Origin of the sequence: Pseudomonas sp. DP-17, assembly GCF_022380625.1 — a bacterium.
Classification (GTDB): Bacteria; Pseudomonadota; Gammaproteobacteria; order Pseudomonadales; family Pseudomonadaceae; genus Pseudomonas; species Pseudomonas nitroreducens_A.
The window spans coordinates 24,934-42,062 of the sequence record NZ_JAKSXG010000006.1 but is presented as its reverse complement, the minus strand read 5'-3'; the positions used below and the strand labels follow the sequence as shown (position 1 = coordinate 42,062).

Sequence of the window (17,129 nt, the reverse complement as noted above, 5' to 3'; positions counted from 1 at the left end):
CACACGCACCATGCTCAAACCCATCCTGTTGGTGGAAGACAATCCCAGGGACCTGGAACTGACCCTGGTGGCCCTGGAGCGCAGCCAGCTGGCCAACGAAGTCATCGTCATGCGCGACGGCGCCGACGCCCTGGATTACCTGCTGCGCCGCGGCGCCCATGCCCAGCGCGACGACGGCAACCCGGCGGTGCTGCTGCTGGACCTGAAGCTGCCCAAGGTCGACGGCCTGGAAGTGCTCAAGGTGGTACGCGACACCCCGGACCTGCGCAGCATCCCGACCGTCATGCTGACTTCCTCGCGGGAGGAGCCGGACCTGCAGCGCGCCTACGAGCTGGGCGTCAACGCCTACGTGGTCAAGCCCGTGGAGTTCAAGGAGTTCGTCACTGCGATTTCCGATCTCGGCATCTTCTGGGCGGTTCTCAATGAACCTCCGCCCGGCTCGCTGCGTCTGAACCGTAGACGTAACCCGTGATGGAGCGCTGATGCCCGAGGTAGCGCTGAAACTGCTGATCGTCGAAGACAGCGCCATGGATGCCGAGCTGACCCTGTTGCGCCTGGAGCGCAGCGGGATGAAGGTCGACGCACGGCAGGTATTCGACCACATCGGTGTCGAACACGCCCTGCATGAGGACCGCTTCGACCTGATCCTCTGTGACTGCGTTCTGCCCGGCTCCTCCGGCACCCACGTGCTGGCGATCGCCCAGCGCCTGGCGCCGGACGTCCCGTTCATCTTCCTGTCGGGCATTTACGGTGAAGAGCACGCGGTGGAAATGATCCGCCTCGGCGCCACCGACTATGTGCTGAAGAAGAACCTGTCGCTGCTGCCCAAGGCCGTGCGCCGGGCGCTCACCGAGGTGCAGGAACGCCAGCGTCGTCGACGTGCCGAAGAAGCCCTGGCCGACGTCGAGGCGCGCGCGCGGATCGCCATCGACGCCGCCGGCATGGGCACCTGGGACCTGCGCCCGGAGGACGGCCTGCTGCTCTGGGATGATCGCTGCAAGACGCTGTTCGGCCTGCAGCCGGACACCGAGATGAGCATGGACGTGTTCCTTGCCGGGATCCATCCCGATGATCGACAGCGGGTTCGAGACGCCGTACAGCGCGCCATGGACCCGCAAGGCGATGGCCGTTACCGCGTGGAGTTTCGCATCGAACAGCCCGACGGCCTGGAGCCGCGCTGGCTGCTCAGCACCGGCCAGGCGCAGTTCGTCGATGACCGCTGCGTGCGCTTCTCCGGCGTGCTGCAGGACATCCACCAGCAGCGCAAGGCCACCCAGGCGCTGGAGCAGCTCAACGAGATGCTCGGCGAACGGGTCGAACGCCGCACCCGTGAACGCGACCGCTCCTGGGACCTGTCCCAGGACCTGCTGGCCGTGCTCAACAGCGATCTCACGCCAGTAGCGCTGAACCCGGCCTGGGAAAACATCCTCGGTTTCAAGCGCCAGATGCTCTCGCGCATGTCGCTGCTGCAGTTGCTGCCCGAGCAGGACCAGGAGTCCTTCCTCACCGAGCTGGCTGCCTTCGCCCACGGCGGCACCAGCGCGCGCTTCGACGGCCGCATCCGCCACGCCAGCGGGCGTCAGCGCTGGCTGTCGTGGGTGGTGGTGCCCGAGGACACCCTGCTCTACGTGGTCGCCCGCGACATCACCAGCGAGCGGGAAGCCGCGCTGGACCTGGCCGAGGCCAACTCGCGGCTGCGCGAGCAGATCGCCGAGCGCGAACGCATCGAGGCGGCCCTGCAACAGATGCAGCGCCTGGAAGCGGTCGGCCAGCTGACCGCCGGCGTTGCCCACGACTTCAACAACCTGCTGACGGTGATCCTCAGCGGCGCGACTTTCCTCGAGCGCGACCTGGCAAAGGGCGACCTGGAAAAGGCCAACAAGCGCCTGCAGCACATCCGCGAAGCCGGTGAGCGCGGCGCCAAGCTGACCTCGCAGATGCTCGCCTTCTCCCGCCGCCAGCGCCTGGAGCCGGTTCCGCTGAACCTCAACGACACCCTCGCCGGGCTGGAGGAGCTGCTGCGCCGGTCACTGGGCGGCAACATCTCGGTGCGCCTGGAGCTTGACCAAGGCATCTGGCAGGCGCTGACCGACCCGACCCAGACCGAGATGATCATCCTCAACCTGGCGATCAACGCCCGCGACGCCATGCCCGGCGGCGGCCAGCTGATCCTCTCCACCCACAACACCCGCATCACCCACAAGCCCAGCCGCCCGGAGCATCCCGAGCCGGGCAACTACGTGGTGCTGTCGATCCGCGATACCGGCTGCGGCATGGACGAGGACGTGCTGGGCAAGGTCTTCGAACCCTTCTTCACCACCAAGGACATCGGCAAGGGCTCGGGCCTGGGCCTGGCCCAGGTGTTCGGCTTCGCCAAGCAGTCCGGCGGCGGCGTGCATATCGACAGCGAGCCGGGGCGGGGTACCCAGGTGAATGTCTACCTCCCGGCCGTGGAGCACTCGCCCACCGCCGTGGACGGCCCGCAGGATCCGGTGGCGACGCCGGCCGACAGCGGGCGTGACCGCAACATCCTGCTGGTGGACGACGACGACCTGGTCCGCGAGCTGCTCGGGGACGCCCTGCGCCTCTATGGCTACCGGGTGCGCCAGGCCAGCAGCGGGCAGCAGGCGCTGGACATGCTCGATGGCGAGGTCGACCTGTTGCTGACCGACTTCGCCATGCCCGAACTCAACGGCGCGCAGATGGCGAAGATCGCCCGCCAGCGCTTCCCCTACCTGCCGGTGGTGTTCCTCACCGGTTATGCCGAGCTGCAGGGGCTGGAGCTGCCCGGCAGCGTGGTCATCCAGAAACCGGTGCACCATGAGGACCTGGCGCGCGCGCTCGGCGAGTTGCTGGGCACCGAGTAGGCGTATCGGTGTCATTGCTCGGCCCGGCTGAACTCCACCGCGCCTGGCCGGCTCTACCGTCGTGCCGACGTCCTGCCCGGACGTACGCCACGCAAGAGACGGCCCGATGACTCTGCTCGCACCTTCACGCCAGCGCCTGCCCGGCGATATCCAGCGCACCGACCTGCCGGCGCGCCTGGACCGCCTGCCCTGGGGGCGCTTCCACACGCTGCTGGTGATCGCGCTGGGCATCACCTGGCTGCTCGACGGCCTGGAAGTGACCTTGGCCGGAGCCGTGGCGGGTGCGCTGAGGCAGAGCCCCGCGCTGCACCTGTCCAGCGCCGATATCGGGCTGGCTGGCGGCGTCTACATCGCCGGTGCGGTCTTGGGCGCTTTGCTCTTCGGCTGGCTCACCGACCGTCTCGGCCGCCGGCGGCTGTTCTTCGTCACCCTCGCGGTCTACATCGGCGCCACGGCGGCGACGGCGCTGTCCTGGAACCCGGCCAGCTTCCTGCTGTTCCGTTTCCTCACCGGCGCGGGCATCGGCGGCGAGTACTCGGCGATCAACTCGACCATCCAGGAATTCACCCCGGCGCGCTTTCGCGGCTGGGTGGACCTGGCCATCAACGGCACCTTCTGGCTCGGCACCGCGATGGGCGCGGTGGGCTCGCTGATCCTGCTCGACCCGGCGCTACTGGGTCCCGAACTGGGCTGGCGGCTGTGCTTCGCCATCGGCGCGGCGCTGGGCCTGGTGATCCTGGCGATGCGCCTGTGGCTGCCGGAGAGCCCGCGCTGGCTGCTGATCCACGGCCAGCCGGAAGCCGCGCGGGAAATAGTCGAAGGCATCGAACAACGCCTGCGCCAGCAGGGGCATCGCATCGCACCGGTCGGGACGGACGCCGTGCTGCTCCTGCGCAGCCGCCACCACACGCCTCTGCGCGAGGTCATCGCCACCCTGCTCGGCAGCCACCGCCGCCGCTCGCTGGTCGGGCTGACGCTGCTCACCGCGCAGGCGTTCTTCTACAACGCGATCTTCTTCACCTACGCGCTGGTGCTGACCGACTTCTACGGCATCGCCGCCGACCGCGCAGGCTGGTACCTGCTGCCTTTCGCCCTGGGCAACTTCTGCGGGCCGCTACTGCTCGGGCACTGGTTCGACCGGTTCGGCCGGCGCCTGATGATCAGCGCCACCTACCTGATATCCGGGGCCCTGCTGCTGGCCAGCGCCTGGCTGTTCGAACGCGCGCTGCTGGACGCGACCGGGCAGACCATCGCCTGGATGGTGATTTTCTTCTTCGCCTCGGCGGCGGCCAGCTCCGCCTACCTGACGGTGGCCGAAACCTTCCCGCTGGAAATCCGTGCCCTCGCCATCGCCCTCTTCTACGCCCTCGGTACCGGGCTGGGCGGCATCGCCGGGCCCTTGCTGTTCGGCCAGTTGATCGAGTCCGCCAGCCGCTGGAACCTGTTTCTCGGCTACCTGATCGGCGCCACGCTGATGCTGCTGGCGGGCGTGGTCCAGGCGGTCTGGGGCGTCGCGGCGGAACGGCGTTCGCTGGAATCGGTGGCGGCGCCGCTTTCTCAGGTGAGGTCGTCGCAGGTGAACGCCGATCAGGATCCGTAGCAAGATTGTTCAAGCCAGGCGATGAGTTCCTCTGCCACGCTTGAGGCACTCATCGGCCTGCAAGAAACCTTCATGTCCCAACACCCGCTTCCCTCACGCGCCTTCCTGCGGGGCGCCATCGACATCATGCCGCTGTCGCTCGCGGTCCTGCCCTGGGGACTGCTCGCCGGCTCCCTGGCCATCGACGCGGGTCTCTCGCCGCTGCATGGCCAGGGCCTTTCCGCCATCGTCTTCGCCGGCGCCGCGCAACTGGTGGCCATCGGTATGCTCAAGGGCGGTGCCGGGTTCTTCTCGATCATGATCACCACCCTGCTGCTGACTTCGCAGCACCTGCTCTACGGCATGACCCTGCGCCCGGTGATCTCCGGGCTGCCGGGGCGCTGGCGCGCCGGGCTGGGCTTTCTGCTCACCGATGAACTGTTCGCCCTGGTCAGCGGGCACGACCGCGAGGCCTTCAACCGCTGGTACGCCCTGGGTGTGGGCCTGACCTTCTACATCGCCTGGAACCTCTTCACCCTCGTCGGCGTACTGGTGGGTTCCAGCATCCCCGGGCTTGAACACCTGGGATTGGACTTCTCCATCGCCGCCACCTTCGTCGCGCTGATCGTGCCGGTGGTGAAAAACATCCCCACCGTCGTCTGCGTCGCCGTCTCGCTGTTCTGCTCGGTGCTGCTCAGCTATTGGCAGGTCGGCTCGGCGCTGGTGCTTTCCGGGCTGGCGGGGATGTTCGCCGGCTTCCTCTGCCAGAAATTCTCGGGGGTGCGCGCATGATGGCCTGGGCAGTGATCTTCGGCATGGGACTGATCGTCTTCTTCAACCGCTACGTGTTCCTTGAACCGCGCCTGCCGATCCGCCTGGACAGCAACGTGCGGCAGTTCCTCGGCTTCGCCGTGCCGGGGATGCTCACGGCCATCTGCGGCCCCATCGTGTTCCTCCCCGAACACCAGCTGAACCTGCAGCTGGACAACCCCTACCTGCTCGGCGCCGCGGTCGCCGTGGCGCTGGTGCTGTGGACGCGCAACGTGCTGCTCAGCGTGCTCCTGAGCATGGGCGCATTCTATTTGCTGCGCTGGTGGTTGTAGCCCCCGTAACTTGAGCCCGAAAAAACCCCGGCAGCTGGCCGGGGCTTTTTCTTCTGGGGCGAGTGGTCAGGGCGTGGCGATCTCGCCGCGCTGCCACTGCTCCTCGCGGCTGGCCAGGCCCTGGCCGATGTCGCTGAGCGAGTCGGATTTCAGCTGGGCCGGCAACGGATCGAGGCCGACGCTGGCGAATACCTGGCCGTAGGCGTTGCGCAACTCGGCGTAGGCCAGGTCGCGCTGCAGGTCGGCCTGCAGGTTGTTCAGCTCGCCCTGGATCAGCTCGAGCTCGCCAATGCCCTGGGCCTGGTGGCGATTGCGCAGTTCCTGGGTGATCTGGCCATCCAGGCTGGCCAGCTCTTCGCTGGTCTGGAACTGACGGCGGGCCTCCTGGTAGTTCGCCTGGGCCACGTACAACTGCGCCAGTACCGCCATGGAGAGTGCCTGACGGCGCGCCGCGGCAACATCCTCGCCGGCCTTGGCGACCTTGATCGCCGCCGGGGCGGAGATCACGTTGAACAGGTTCCAGGTGACCTTGACGCCGTAGTCCGCCCAGCTCTGGTTCACCAGGTAGGAGTTGCTGTCGTAATGCCCGCCGGCAGAGAACTCCAGGCCCGGCAGCAGGCGCAGCATGGCCTTCTTGGTCTCGGCGGCGCTGATCCGGCTCTGGTAGTCCTGCTCGCGCAGCTCCGGGCGCGAGGCCAGTGCTTCGCGCTCGAGACTGTCCATGCTGACCTTCAGCTCTGGCAGCGGGTAGCCCTCGGCCGGCATCGCCAGCTTCACATCGGTGCCCGGCGGCAGGTTGATCAGGGTGGCCAGCTCGGTCTTGGCCAGCGACAAGGCCTTGCGCTGCACTTCCAGCTGGCGCGTGGCTTCGATCAGCGAGCGCTGATAGCTCATCGCCTGGACCGGGTCGCCGATACGCTGGCTGCTGAGGTTCTGGCTGTCCTTGCGCGCCTGCTCGACGCGGGCGGTGAGGCTGTCGATGCGGCCCAGCAGTCGTTCGGCGGCCACTGCACGCCAGTAAGCCGAGCGTACGTCCTGGACGATGGTCTGGCGTACCTTGCGGCGGCGTTCGTCGAGGATCAGGCGCTGGTCGGCCTGCTGCTTGGCGCTGACGTAGCTGACGCCGAAGTCGAGCACGTTCCACACCATGGTCAGGTCGGCGACGTCGCGATCACGGTCCTGCGAAGTGGACGGCTCCAGGGACTGCTGGTTCGTCAGCACGCTCTTGCTGGAGGACGCGCTGACGTTGTTGCGCCCGGCATAGCCGGCTTCCAGCGCCATGCGCGGCAGCATGTCGAAGGTCGCCAGGTCCACCTGGCGGCTGGCCAGGGCCTGCTCCATGACCTTCAGGCGGCCCTCGAGGTTGTACTTGATGGCCCGGGCGAGCGCGTCGTTGAGCGTCAGCGGGCCGCTGAGCGGCTCCTGGGACCGGAACATGCCGGCCAGGTCATCACGCGCACGCTGTTCACTGTCGGCACGGCTGATCGGCTCGCTGGTCACGGCGCATCCGCTGATGGCCAGCGCCAGCAGGCTGACGCTGAAGAATCGAAAATGCTTGTTCATTGTTATCGAGCCGCCCCCTGTACGGCTTCTGAAGATTCCGAGCCCTGTCACCTTCAACCCGCCGGCCGTTCCTGGCCCAGCTCGCCGAAAGCCCGTGCCAGGTCGGCGACCTGACGCTGTTCGCGCTGGTTCATTTCCTGCAATTGCTGGTCGAGCCCCCTGCCGGCGAACACGCCGCTCAGGCCCCCGCCAATGTCCCCCTGGCGCGGGCCGAAGGCCGACAACGCCTGCTCGTCGCCCTCGCGGGCTTCGCCGAAGATCGCGCCAATGGTGCTGCTGGCGAAGACGCCACCATCGCCGCCGCCGAAACCGAGGAAGCCGTGACCGCTGCCGTCGCCGAAGCCATTGCTGCCGTTGTTCGAGAAGACCAGCGCAAGCTGGGTCTGGCTCGGCGCCTGGCGGAACACGCTGCCCAGTGCCGACTGCGCAGTGCCACGGTTGCTGCTGTCGAGCAGCGGCACCTGGCCAAGCGTCGGCGGGCCGGCGTTCTGCAGCACTGACGGAACCTGCGGCCTGTTGCCCGGCAGGTCACCGCCCACCGCCACCGGGCGCACACCCTGTTCGACAAGGTACTGCGGGTCGCCGCCCTGGGAGATGCTGTTGATCGCGTAAGTATTGGACTGGCTGACGCCGACACCGGTATTGCCGGCGGCATCGGTGTAGCCAAGGTTGTTCAGCGTCACCACGTTGCTCGCGCCGATCACGTTGAGCAGCGGCGTCAGCGTCGCCGTCCAGGTCAGCCCGCCATCGCTGCTGCTCAGGCCGGACAGCGTGGCGTTACTGGCGCTCAGGTCGGAAAGCTCCAGGTCGGTGACCGGCTCGCTGAAGGTGATGGTCACCTGCGACGACTGCCCCTGGCGCAGGTCGGTATTGGCCACCACCACTGTCGCACCTGGGCGCTGGGTGTCGATGGCGAAGGTATTGGACAGCGTGGTTCCCGTGCCGCTGTTGCCAGCGGCGTTCTGCACACCGCCGTTGTCCAGAGTGATCAGGTTGCTGGCGTCGGTGACTGCGCTGGCCGGGGTGAAAGTAGCCGTCCAGGTGACACCGCCGTCATTGCTGCTGACTGCACTCAAGGTGCCATTCGTGACAGACAGGTCGGCGTTGCTGAAACCGCTCACCGCCTCGGAGAAGGTGATGGTCACCTGCGAGGTTTCACCGATTTTCAAGGCATTCTCGGCCACCACGATGGTCGCGGTCGGGCGTACGGTATCGATGCTGAGACTGGCCGACTGGGTCAAGCCGACGCCGGAGTTGCCTGCCAGATCGGTGTAGCCGGCATTGTTCAGGCTGAAGAGATTGTTGGTGACGCGGACGTTGGCGTCAGGGGTGAAAGTTGCGGTCCAGGTGATACCGCCATCGCTGCTGCCGAGTTCACTCAGGGTACCGTTGGCGATGCTCAGGTCGGCATTGGAGAAGCCGCTCACCGGCTCGCTGAAGACGATGGTTACCGTCGTCGTTTCGCCAGCGGTCAGCGTTGTGTCGGCAAGACTGATAGTGGCGCTCGGACGCACGGTGTCGACGGCGTAGCTGTTGGAGTCGGTGCTGCCGGCTCCGGCATTGCCGGCAGCGTCGATAAAGCCTGTGTTGTTCAGCCTGATGACGTTGGTGGCGGCCGTGACGTTCGACGAAGGCGTGAAGGTCGCGGTCCACGTGATGCCGCCATCGCTGCTGCTCACCGCGCTCAGGGTTCCGTTGGCGACGTCAAGGTCGGCGTTGTCGAAACCGCTCACCGCCTCGCTGAAGGTGATGGTCACCAACGAGGTCTGGCCAATGTTCAGGGCAGTGTCGGCAACCTGGATGGTTGCACTGGGCCCCTGGGTATCCACCCGCACTCCGGCGGTGGAGCCGACCGCGTTGAGCGGGGCGAGGCTCAGGTTGCCGGCAAGATCGCGCACGCTTCCGCCATGCGGATCGATGCTGCCGCCCAGCGCGATGCCATCGGCATCGTTCTGCCCGTTGCCGACGATAAGTCGGAACACCAGCGCGCTGCTGCCGCTGCCGGACAGGTAATCGGCATGGACGGTGCCGCTGCCCAGGGTGATGGCGATGCGCGGGGTGCCGCCGGTGGTGTCGACCACCACGGCTTCGCTGTAGTGGACCACGAAATCCAGCGCCTGGCCGGCAACGTAGGTGCCCGGTGGCGGCACGGTCACGCTGACCACAGCGGGCGCCACGCCGTCGATGAACAGGTCGCTGTGGCCGGCGAGGCTGTCGGGGCTGCCCATGCCGGGCAGAGTGTTGAAGGCGGGATTGCCCTGGCCGACGCTGGCGATGCTGGCGCCATTGAGCGACAGCGCGTTGGTGCCGATGTAGTCGAGGTCGGCGCTGTGGTCGCCAGCCTGCACCACATAGGCGAAGGTCAGCGTGTCGGTGCCGCTGCCGCCGACGTAGACCGCGCTGCGGTCGATGGCGCCGGTTTCCAGCAGCAGCGTCGGTACGCCGCCACTGACGGTGACGGCCTGATCGAAGGTGACGGTGATGTTGACGGTGTCGCCCACCTTGTAGGTGCCGTCCGGGCTGGCGCCGGCCACGCTGATGATCCCAGGGTTCGGTTGGGCCACGTTGATCAGGATGGTGTCGGTATCGGTCTGACCACCGCCGCTGCCCGATTGGCCAAGGTCGTCGGTGGTGATCTGCACCGAGGCGGGGCCGTAGTAGCCGCCGGTGGGGGCGAACGACAGGCCGGCCAGGGCGTTGTTGATGGCGCTGAGGTTGCCTTCGAACACCATGGTGCCGTCACCGGTGCCGTTGCCGACCAGGAAGCTCACGCCGCTGAGGCTGCCCAGAGTGAGCAGGCCGTTGCTGGCGGTGAGGGTGACGCGTATCGTGCCGCCGCCGACGTCCACGTCGGCGATGGAGATCGGGTTGCCGTTGCCGCTGCTGAACACCAGGGTGCCGTCCTGCAACACGCTCTGGGTGCCCGGCACGCTGTTGACCGGGGCGTCATTGACGGCGGTGACGGTGAGGGTAACGGTGGTGTGGTCGCTCTGGCTGCCGCCGCTGCCTGTGTTGCCGCCGTCGTCGATCGAGACGTCCAGCACCACGTTGCCGGTAGCGTTGGGCGCAGCGGTGAAGCTGACCGCGCCGCCGCTGACGAAGGCATTGATGTCCGACAGCATGCCGCTGAGGCTGAGCGTGCCAGTGCCCGAGCCGAGCACGGTGACGCCGGCGAAGCTGGTGGCAGCCAGGGTGCCGCTACCAGGGGCGACGCTGAACTGCACACTGACCACGCCCGAGCCGGCGTCGAGGTCGCTGAAGCTGATGCCGGTGAGCGCCTGCGGCACATCCTCGGTGACGCCGATCGACGGGGGCGCGCTGACGTGTGGCGCGTCGTTGACCGGGGTGATGGCGATGCTGACGGTGCCGCTACCGGTCTGTACCGCGCCGCCGGAGTGGCCGCCATCATCGATGCCGGCGGTAAGGGTGACGTTGGCGGTGCTATTGGGCGCGCCCAGGAAGTACACGGCGCCACCGGCGATGAAGGCGTTGATGTTGGCGATCGAACCGGAGAGCGTCAGCGCGCTGGCGGTGCCGCCCACGGTGACGCCGCCGCCGGCCACGGCGGACAGCGTGCCGCTGCCGACCGACAGGGTGACGGTGACACTGGCACTGCCTGCATCCGCATCGGCGAAGCTGATGCCGGTAATAGCGGTGGCAGTGTCCTCGGCGGCGGTCAGGCTGCCCGGCATCGACACGATCGGCGCGTCGTTGGTGGCGGCGACGGTGACGATGCGGTTGGCCGGGACGCTGTCACTGTTGCCATCGTTGACCTTGAAGGTAATGGTGCGGTCGATGCTGGACGGGGTATCCGAGCTGTTGCTGTAGGTAACGCTGCGCAGCGCGGCCTGCCATTGGGCGGCGGAAGCGCCGGCGGCCGAGGTCAGCGTCAGGATGCCGGTGCCGCTGTCGTAGCTGGCGACGATGTCGCCCATGGTGGCCGGATTGTTGGTGAAGGCCAGCACGTCCTGACTGCCGAGGAAGTTGCCGCTGATCGCCACCGTGGCGCTGGAGAGCTGCGGCGAATCGCTGTCGGAGACGGTGAGGCCGCTATCGATCACCACCGGGATCGAGGTCACGTTGTTGCCTTCGACGAAGGCGGCGCTGCCGCCACTGGCGGTGACCACCGGCGCGTCGTCGATGGCGGTGACGGTCAGGGTGGCGGTATCGCTGGCGGCCGAGAATGGATGGGTGCCGCCGGTAGCGCTGGCGTCGACCTTGGTGCCCTGCTGGCCGGCGGTGGTGCCGCTCTGGTCCCAGGCGTGGTAGGTCAGGCTGACGTTGCCGCCGTTGATGCCATCGGGCACGAAGCGTACCCGGTCGCCGCTGCGCAGCAGCAGCGCGGAGGCGTCGGAGACCGCGCCGACGTTCTGCCAGCTGGCGCCGCCGTTGGTGCTGTATTGCCAGGTGCCGGTGCCCGAGGTCAGGCCGGTGAGGGCGATGCCCTGCACCGCGCCGGTGTCCGCATCGGTGACATGGCCGGCCAGGAAGCTGGACACTGCTACGCCGGGATTGTTGGTGTCGGAATCGGTCAGGCCGGTCAGTGTCGGGCTGACCGGGGTCAGCACCGGGGCGTCGTTGACGCTGCTGACGGTGAGCGTGGCCTGCGCGGTACCGCTGGAATACGCGGCGCTACCGCCGTTGGTGCTGGTGTCGGCGGTATTGCGCGTGCCGTTGGTGGATGCGGTGCCTGCACTCTGGTCCCACGCGCGGAAGCTGAGGCCGGCCGCGCTGCCGTTGGCGCCATCCGGCACGAAGCGCAACTGGGTGGTACTGGACAGCAGCAGCGCGGCGCTGTTGGAGACTGCGCCGACACCGGCCCAGATGACGCCATCGGTGGAGTATTGCCAGGTGCCGCCGCCGCTGCTGCCAGTGATGGCGATGCCGCTGGCGGGGCCGTCCGGGTCGGCGTGGGTGGTGCTGCCCAGCAGGGTGGAGACGGTGACGGCGGACGAGATGGCGTCTTCGCTGGTGCCGGCCCAGGTGTAGGGGCCGCCGGACAGCGTGGGCGCGTCGTTGACGGCGGTGAGGGCCACCTGCGCGGTGACCGCGGTGGAAGTGGCGCCGCCACTGTCGGTGACGGTGAAGTTGATCTGGCGGGTGGCGTCGGTGCCGCCCGCAGTGGGGTCATCCGAGGTCGAGGAATAGGTGATCGAGCGCAGCGCGGCTTGCAACGAGGCCAGCGAGCCGCCACCGCTCAGCGTCAGCACGCCGGTGCCGCTGTCGTAACTGACGGTGAAGCCGTTGGGCGCACCGACGGACAGCACGTCGCCGGCACGGAAGTCGCTGACGGTGACGGTCGCGCCCTGGAAGGTGGTGCTGTCCACGTCGGTGAGCGTCAGGCTGCCGCTGAGCACGGCGGCGCTGCCGCCCTCGGTATAGCTGGTGTTGCTGTTGGCCGGGCTGAGCGTGGGCGCGTCGTTCAGCGCCACTACGGTGGCGGTGACGGTGTTGATGGTGGTGGTGTAGCTGTCGCCGTCGTAGACGGTAACGCTCAGGGTGCGCGCCGACGCGGTGGGGTTGTCGACGTTGCTGTTGTTGTACACCAGGTTGTGCAGCAGCGCTTCGACTGCGGCCGGCGTGGCCGAAGCCGAGTTGAAGGTGATCACCAGATCGTTGCTGCCGCTGCCGCCGGTGAAGGTGCCGATGGCGACGCCACCGTAGGTGATGGTGCTGCCGCTGACGCCGATCTGCCCGGCGCCGGTGCCCTGGTTGCGGATCGACAGCAGGTCTTCGGCGGTGACGCGGTTGGTGGTGATCGACACCCGCACGCTGCCGCCGTTGTAGTCGGCCGAATCGCCGTCCGACACCGTGGCATTGCTGCCCAGGTCGATCAGCCGGGCGCTGTCGCCCTCGGTGAAGGTGACGCTGTCGCCTTGCAGGCCGCCCAACACGGGGGGTGCATTGGGGACATAGGTGGTGTTGAGCGTGCCCTCGTTGTAGATGCCGGTGACCGCGGCGGGGCTGGGGCCGGGCGAGCCGGTGCCCAGTTCCTGGCCGCCGGCGCCGCTGCCGGCGCCGTTGCCGGTCATGGCCGCATTGTTGGCCGCGGTGATGTTGAAGGTGCCCTTGTTCCACACTGCGCCGACGCCGCGCCCACCGGCGCCGCCGTCCTGGTTGCCCAGCGAGCCGCCCGCACCGCCGCCACCGCCGCCGCCACCGGCACCGAGGTTGGTACTGATGATCGAGTTGCCGATCACATTGATGGTGCCGCCGACCGCGTTGTAGATGCCGCCCACCGCCGAGCCGCCGGCGCCACCGGTGGCGTCGGTGCCCAGGCCGCCGCCGCCGCCGCCGATGCTGATGCTGCCGTTGGTAGCGGTGCCGCCCGTGCCGCCGGTGGAATAGCCCAAGTAGCTGCCGCCGGCGCCGCCGACGCCGGTACCGCCCTGCCCGGCCATGCCGAGGAAGGCGCTATCGGCGCCGCCACGGCCGCCCTGGTTGGCGCTGCCGCTGGTGCCGAGATTGCTGGAGACGCCCGATTCGCCGCCCCTGCCGCCGATACCGCCGCCCAGTGCGCCGCCGCCACCGCCGCCACCGCCGTCGTAGGCGAAGTTGCCGCCACCACCACCGCCTCCGGCTGCCGCGTTGGCGGTGACCGAGGTGTTGAGCAGGGTGAGGGTGCCGGCGTTCCAGATGCCGCCGCCGAAGGCGTTGCCAGCGGCTGCCGCCGCGCCGACGTCGGCATTGCCGCCGTTGCCCGAGACAAGGCCGCGGGTGATTACCAGGCCCTCGAGCATGACGTTGCTGGCGGCCTGCACCTGGAGCACGCGGCTCCTGTAACCGGCATCCACCGTCACATCGGCCACGCCGTCGTTGTTCAGGTCGCCGTCGATGGTCAGGTTCTTGGCGATCACCAGCTCGCCGTTGGTGAGGCCGATGGTCATGCCGCTGCTGAAGGTGATGGTGTCGCCGGCCGCAGCGCTGGCAATGGCGGTGCGCAGGGTGCCGGCGCCGCCGTCGGCGTTGCTGGTGACTGTGATAATGGCCAGGTCATGCAGATAGGCGGCTGCAGAGGCGACCGAGAGCACGGGGCGCGCTTCGATGACGCCCGTGGTCACTTCCAGATCCCAGTCCGAACTCTGGCCGGTGCGATCATCGGAAGCTGCGATGTCACGCCCCGTCAGGCCGGCCAGCTCGTTGACGAAGGCCTGCCCACGCTCACCCTGGGCGGTGCTGCAGGCGTAAATGAAGATATCGCCGCCGGCCTGCAGGCTGGCGCCCAGCTGGCTGAGCGAATTGCCGTAGTCGGCGATGTTCTCGGCGCTGACGTAGCTGCTGCCCAGCCACAGGTCGCCGGCGTTGCCGTGGGCGATGATCTGGACAGAAGCGGCGCCGGGATGCGCAGCCAGATACTGGGCCATTTGCTGCACGCCGTTGCCGCTGCGGTCGAGGAACACCACGTCGGTGTTGGCGGCCACGCCCTGCAGCAGTTGCTGGGCATCCTCCACGCGCGAGTCGACGAACACCACGTTGCGCCCGCTGCCGGCGACTGCGCCCTGCCCCGCATCGCTGCGGGCGTCGCTGGTGGCGGCATGCGAGGTGTCGGCGTTGTCCTTGCTGGCGACGCCCGCGTCAGCCTTGTCGGCAGCCGCATCGTGGGCGTCAGTGGGCTTGGCCGCTTCGGCAGCGGTGGCGGCAACGGCGCCGTCGAACATCATGCGCGGCTCCAGCGCCATGATCAGCGTCGGTTGGGAAACCCCGGTTGCTTCCTGGCGAGACGCAGCCCCGCCGAACACGCGCTTGATCCACTGCATGCGATGCACCTCTTCGGCACCGGCGATCTTCTGCCGCCGTGTCCATTCTTGTCAGTTGTTTTTGATGCGAATCACGTTGGCCGGGCTGGCGCTGCCGTCTTCCCAGAAGGAAAGCTTGCTGTACTGCTCGAAGAGGTCCGGCGGCAGCAGGGTGCGGCGCTCCTGCAGCGACACTTTCGGCCGCACGCGATGCAATCCGCTCACACCCAGCGCGGCATCGAAATCCGGCGCGTCGTAGGCGAGGTTGTCGAAGTCGTGCTCGAACCAGGGTTCGTCGATGAACTGGTAGACCAGACGCAGCACCTTTTCCGGGCTATGCACCAGCAGGTCGTAGTCGATCAGCAGCAACGAGTCGGCCTGGTCGCCGTAAAAGGCTTCCTTCAGCGCACTCCAGGAGAAGCCCACCAGCCGGTTGCGCTGGGCCAGCGTCTCGACGCGGCTGTAAACGGTGTTGCGCTCGCTGGCGTCGGCGAACAGCTTGGTATTCTCGAAGGGATTGGCGCGGAACAGCCTTTCCAGACTGTCCATGATCCAGGCGACGTTGCGCACGCAGGCGATCACCTTGCCCTGCGGGAACATCTCCCGCAGAGCCGGCAGGTTGGCGCACCAGAGGCGATTGGTGTCGAACACCACGGATTTGTCGTGCTGGTCGGCGTAGTAGGAATCGAACAGGCCGCAGAGCAGGCGGCGGCGCTGATCCTCATTGATCAGCGGGGCGAACTCACTACCGGCGCTGCATTGCTCGCGGACGCTGGTGAACAGCCCGCCGACGGGGCTGGACATGCCGGCGTGAAAGCGTGGGTTCTGCAACAGGATGGCGGACAGCAGCGTACTGCCCGAACGTGGCAAACCCGATATGAAGTGAAAGTTCTGCATCCCTGCGCAACAGCCCACTGGCATTTTGCAATTGCCGAATCCTATTCCTTTCAGGAACTTTCGTACAGATTATCCAGCCAACAATTGAGACAACCGACAATCCTGCTGAGTCTCCGCTGGCGCGCCGAGTATCATGGGCATCTCTTCCAGAACCTCAGCGAGCCACGTCCTTGAGCAGCCCCCTTCCCTTCGGCACTGGCGATGCCTCCTACCAGGCCGCTGGCGGCATCGACGGCCTGCGTCGCCTGGTCGACGACTTCTACCGGCTGATGGACCAATGGCCGGACGCCGCCGAACTGCGCCGCATGCACCCGGAAAACCTGGAACAGTCTCGCGACAAGCTGGCCTGTTTCCTCAGCGGCTGGCTGGGCGGCCCGAGGCTGTTCAGTGAAAAATACGGCTCCATCTCCATCCCGTCCTTCCACGCCCAATGGCCGATCGACGAAACCCGCAGTGCCGCTTGGCTGGGCTGCATGGAACGCGCCATCGCGTTGCAGCCCTTCTCGCTGGAGTTCGCCGAGTACCTGCTGACGCAACTGCGCGTACCGGCGCACCGGGTGGTGCAGGCGAGCCAGGCGCGGCATGGCTGAGCCGCCCGGCCTGGGAATGGTCGAAAACGAGGCTTGGACTACCGCCTGCCCCAGGGCCGCCTGGGGTCGCCAGAGCCTCTCGCCAGGCGATGTGAGCGACCGGTGGTCGGTCTTTCCGGCAGGTGATTCGACCTCGCCCGGATGTTCTTGCCTGCAACATCGAATATCCTTGCACTTCGCATTCACTCGAAGCTGTGACTTGAACGATGGGTTTTGAACAACTAGCTGGACTACGTGACCGCCTGCGGGCTGAAAAAGAACAGGCCAAGGCCGACAGTGCGAAACGCGCGAAGCCGTCCTCACCGCGCGCGAAACCTGCCGAGCAGGATCCTGCGGTGGAAGCCATCTGGCGCCTGCAGAAGCATTTTCCGTTGGCCTTTCCGGTAAATCCGGCGCCCAAGGTTCCGCTCAAGGAGGGCATCCTCAAGGATGCCCAGCAGCATCTGGAACTGCTGGGGCTGACCGACGAGCAACTGAAGCTGGGCATCTCCACCTGGTGCCGCGGAGCACGTTACTGGGCAAGCATGGTTGAGGATGCACCGCGCCGCGATCTGGCCGGGCAGGCAGTGGGCACCGTGACGGCGGCCCAGGCGGCCTATGCGAAGCAGCAGGCTTCGCGGCAACGCGGCCAGGACCGCCGCAATCGCGCGAAGGCAGCGCGGGGGCAGGCTCCTGCCTCCTCAGCTCCGACGGTAGAATCTGCAGCCGAGCCGACAGCGGACTGAGATCGTCGCCCCTTGCCCGTCGCCTATCGACGACAAGGTGAATGGCCCACCGCCGATCGCGCGCTGGGC

At 67.4% G+C, this 17,129-nt stretch carries 10 protein-coding genes; 7 read left to right on the top strand and 3 right to left on the bottom strand.

All coding sequences use genetic code 11. The annotated features are described in order from the left end of the window. The first annotated feature begins 10 nt into the window (after nt 1-10). The 5 genes from MJ122_RS12305 (at nt 11) to MJ122_RS12285 (ending at nt 5,549) form a co-directional block, all read left to right on the top strand. Nucleotides 11-472, top strand: coding sequence for a response regulator (locus tag MJ122_RS12305; protein ID WP_088417113.1), 462 nt, complete (start codon nt 11-13; stop codon nt 470-472). 10 nt (nt 473-482) lie between these two features. Then, nucleotides 483-2,867: a hybrid sensor histidine kinase/response regulator gene (locus MJ122_RS12300; RefSeq protein ID WP_088417114.1), complete on the top strand. Its 2,385-nt coding sequence runs from the start codon at nt 483-485 to the stop codon at nt 2,865-2,867. Nucleotides 2,868-2,973: 106 nt separating this feature from the next. Continuing rightward, complete coding sequence (locus MJ122_RS12295; protein WP_239744357.1) at nt 2,974-4,467, top strand: MFS transporter; 1,494 nt, start codon at nt 2,974-2,976, stop codon at nt 4,465-4,467. 72 nt (nt 4,468-4,539) lie between these two features. Next, a complete protein-coding gene (locus MJ122_RS12290; RefSeq protein ID WP_088417582.1) occupies nt 4,540-5,238 on the top strand; it encodes an AzlC family ABC transporter permease in 699 nt (232 codons plus the stop codon). Continuing rightward, entirely contained in the window at nt 5,235-5,549 is a 315-nt protein-coding gene (locus MJ122_RS12285) for an AzlD domain-containing protein (protein ID WP_239744356.1), read from the top strand. The genes MJ122_RS12290 and MJ122_RS12285 overlap by 4 nt, the downstream gene beginning before the upstream one ends. A gap of 66 nt (nt 5,550-5,615) precedes the next feature. Here MJ122_RS12285 and MJ122_RS12280 read toward each other — a convergent pair whose 3' ends face one another. From MJ122_RS12280 to MJ122_RS12265, 3 genes are read right to left on the bottom strand one after another with little or no spacing between them, the layout of a single operon-like run. Beyond that, on the bottom strand, nt 5,616-7,112 hold the full coding sequence (locus MJ122_RS12280) for a TolC family protein (RefSeq protein ID WP_088417116.1): 1,497 nt from the start codon (nt 7,110-7,112) through the stop codon (nt 5,616-5,618). A gap of 53 nt (nt 7,113-7,165) precedes the next feature. Then, nucleotides 7,166-14,869: an Ig-like domain-containing protein gene (locus MJ122_RS30040; protein ID WP_275590673.1), complete on the bottom strand. Its 7,704-nt coding sequence runs from the start codon at nt 14,867-14,869 to the stop codon at nt 7,166-7,168. A gap of 51 nt (nt 14,870-14,920) precedes the next feature. After that, nucleotides 14,921-15,745 carry a sulfotransferase gene (locus MJ122_RS12265; RefSeq protein ID WP_239744355.1) on the bottom strand — a complete coding sequence of 275 codons (825 nt, stop codon included), beginning with the start codon at nt 15,743-15,745 and terminating at the stop codon, nt 14,921-14,923. Nucleotides 15,746-15,915: 170 nt separating this feature from the next. Between MJ122_RS12265 and MJ122_RS12260 the strand changes: the two genes are divergently transcribed. Then, nucleotides 15,916-16,335 carry a group II truncated hemoglobin gene (locus tag MJ122_RS12260; RefSeq protein ID WP_239744354.1) on the top strand — a complete coding sequence of 140 codons (420 nt, stop codon included), beginning with the start codon at nt 15,916-15,918 and terminating at the stop codon, nt 16,333-16,335. Between the two features lie 206 nt (nt 16,336-16,541). Then, on the top strand, nt 16,542-17,060 hold the full coding sequence (locus tag MJ122_RS12255) for a ProQ/FinO family protein (protein WP_088417120.1): 519 nt from the start codon (nt 16,542-16,544) through the stop codon (nt 17,058-17,060). Nucleotides 17,061-17,129 lie beyond the last annotated feature (69 nt).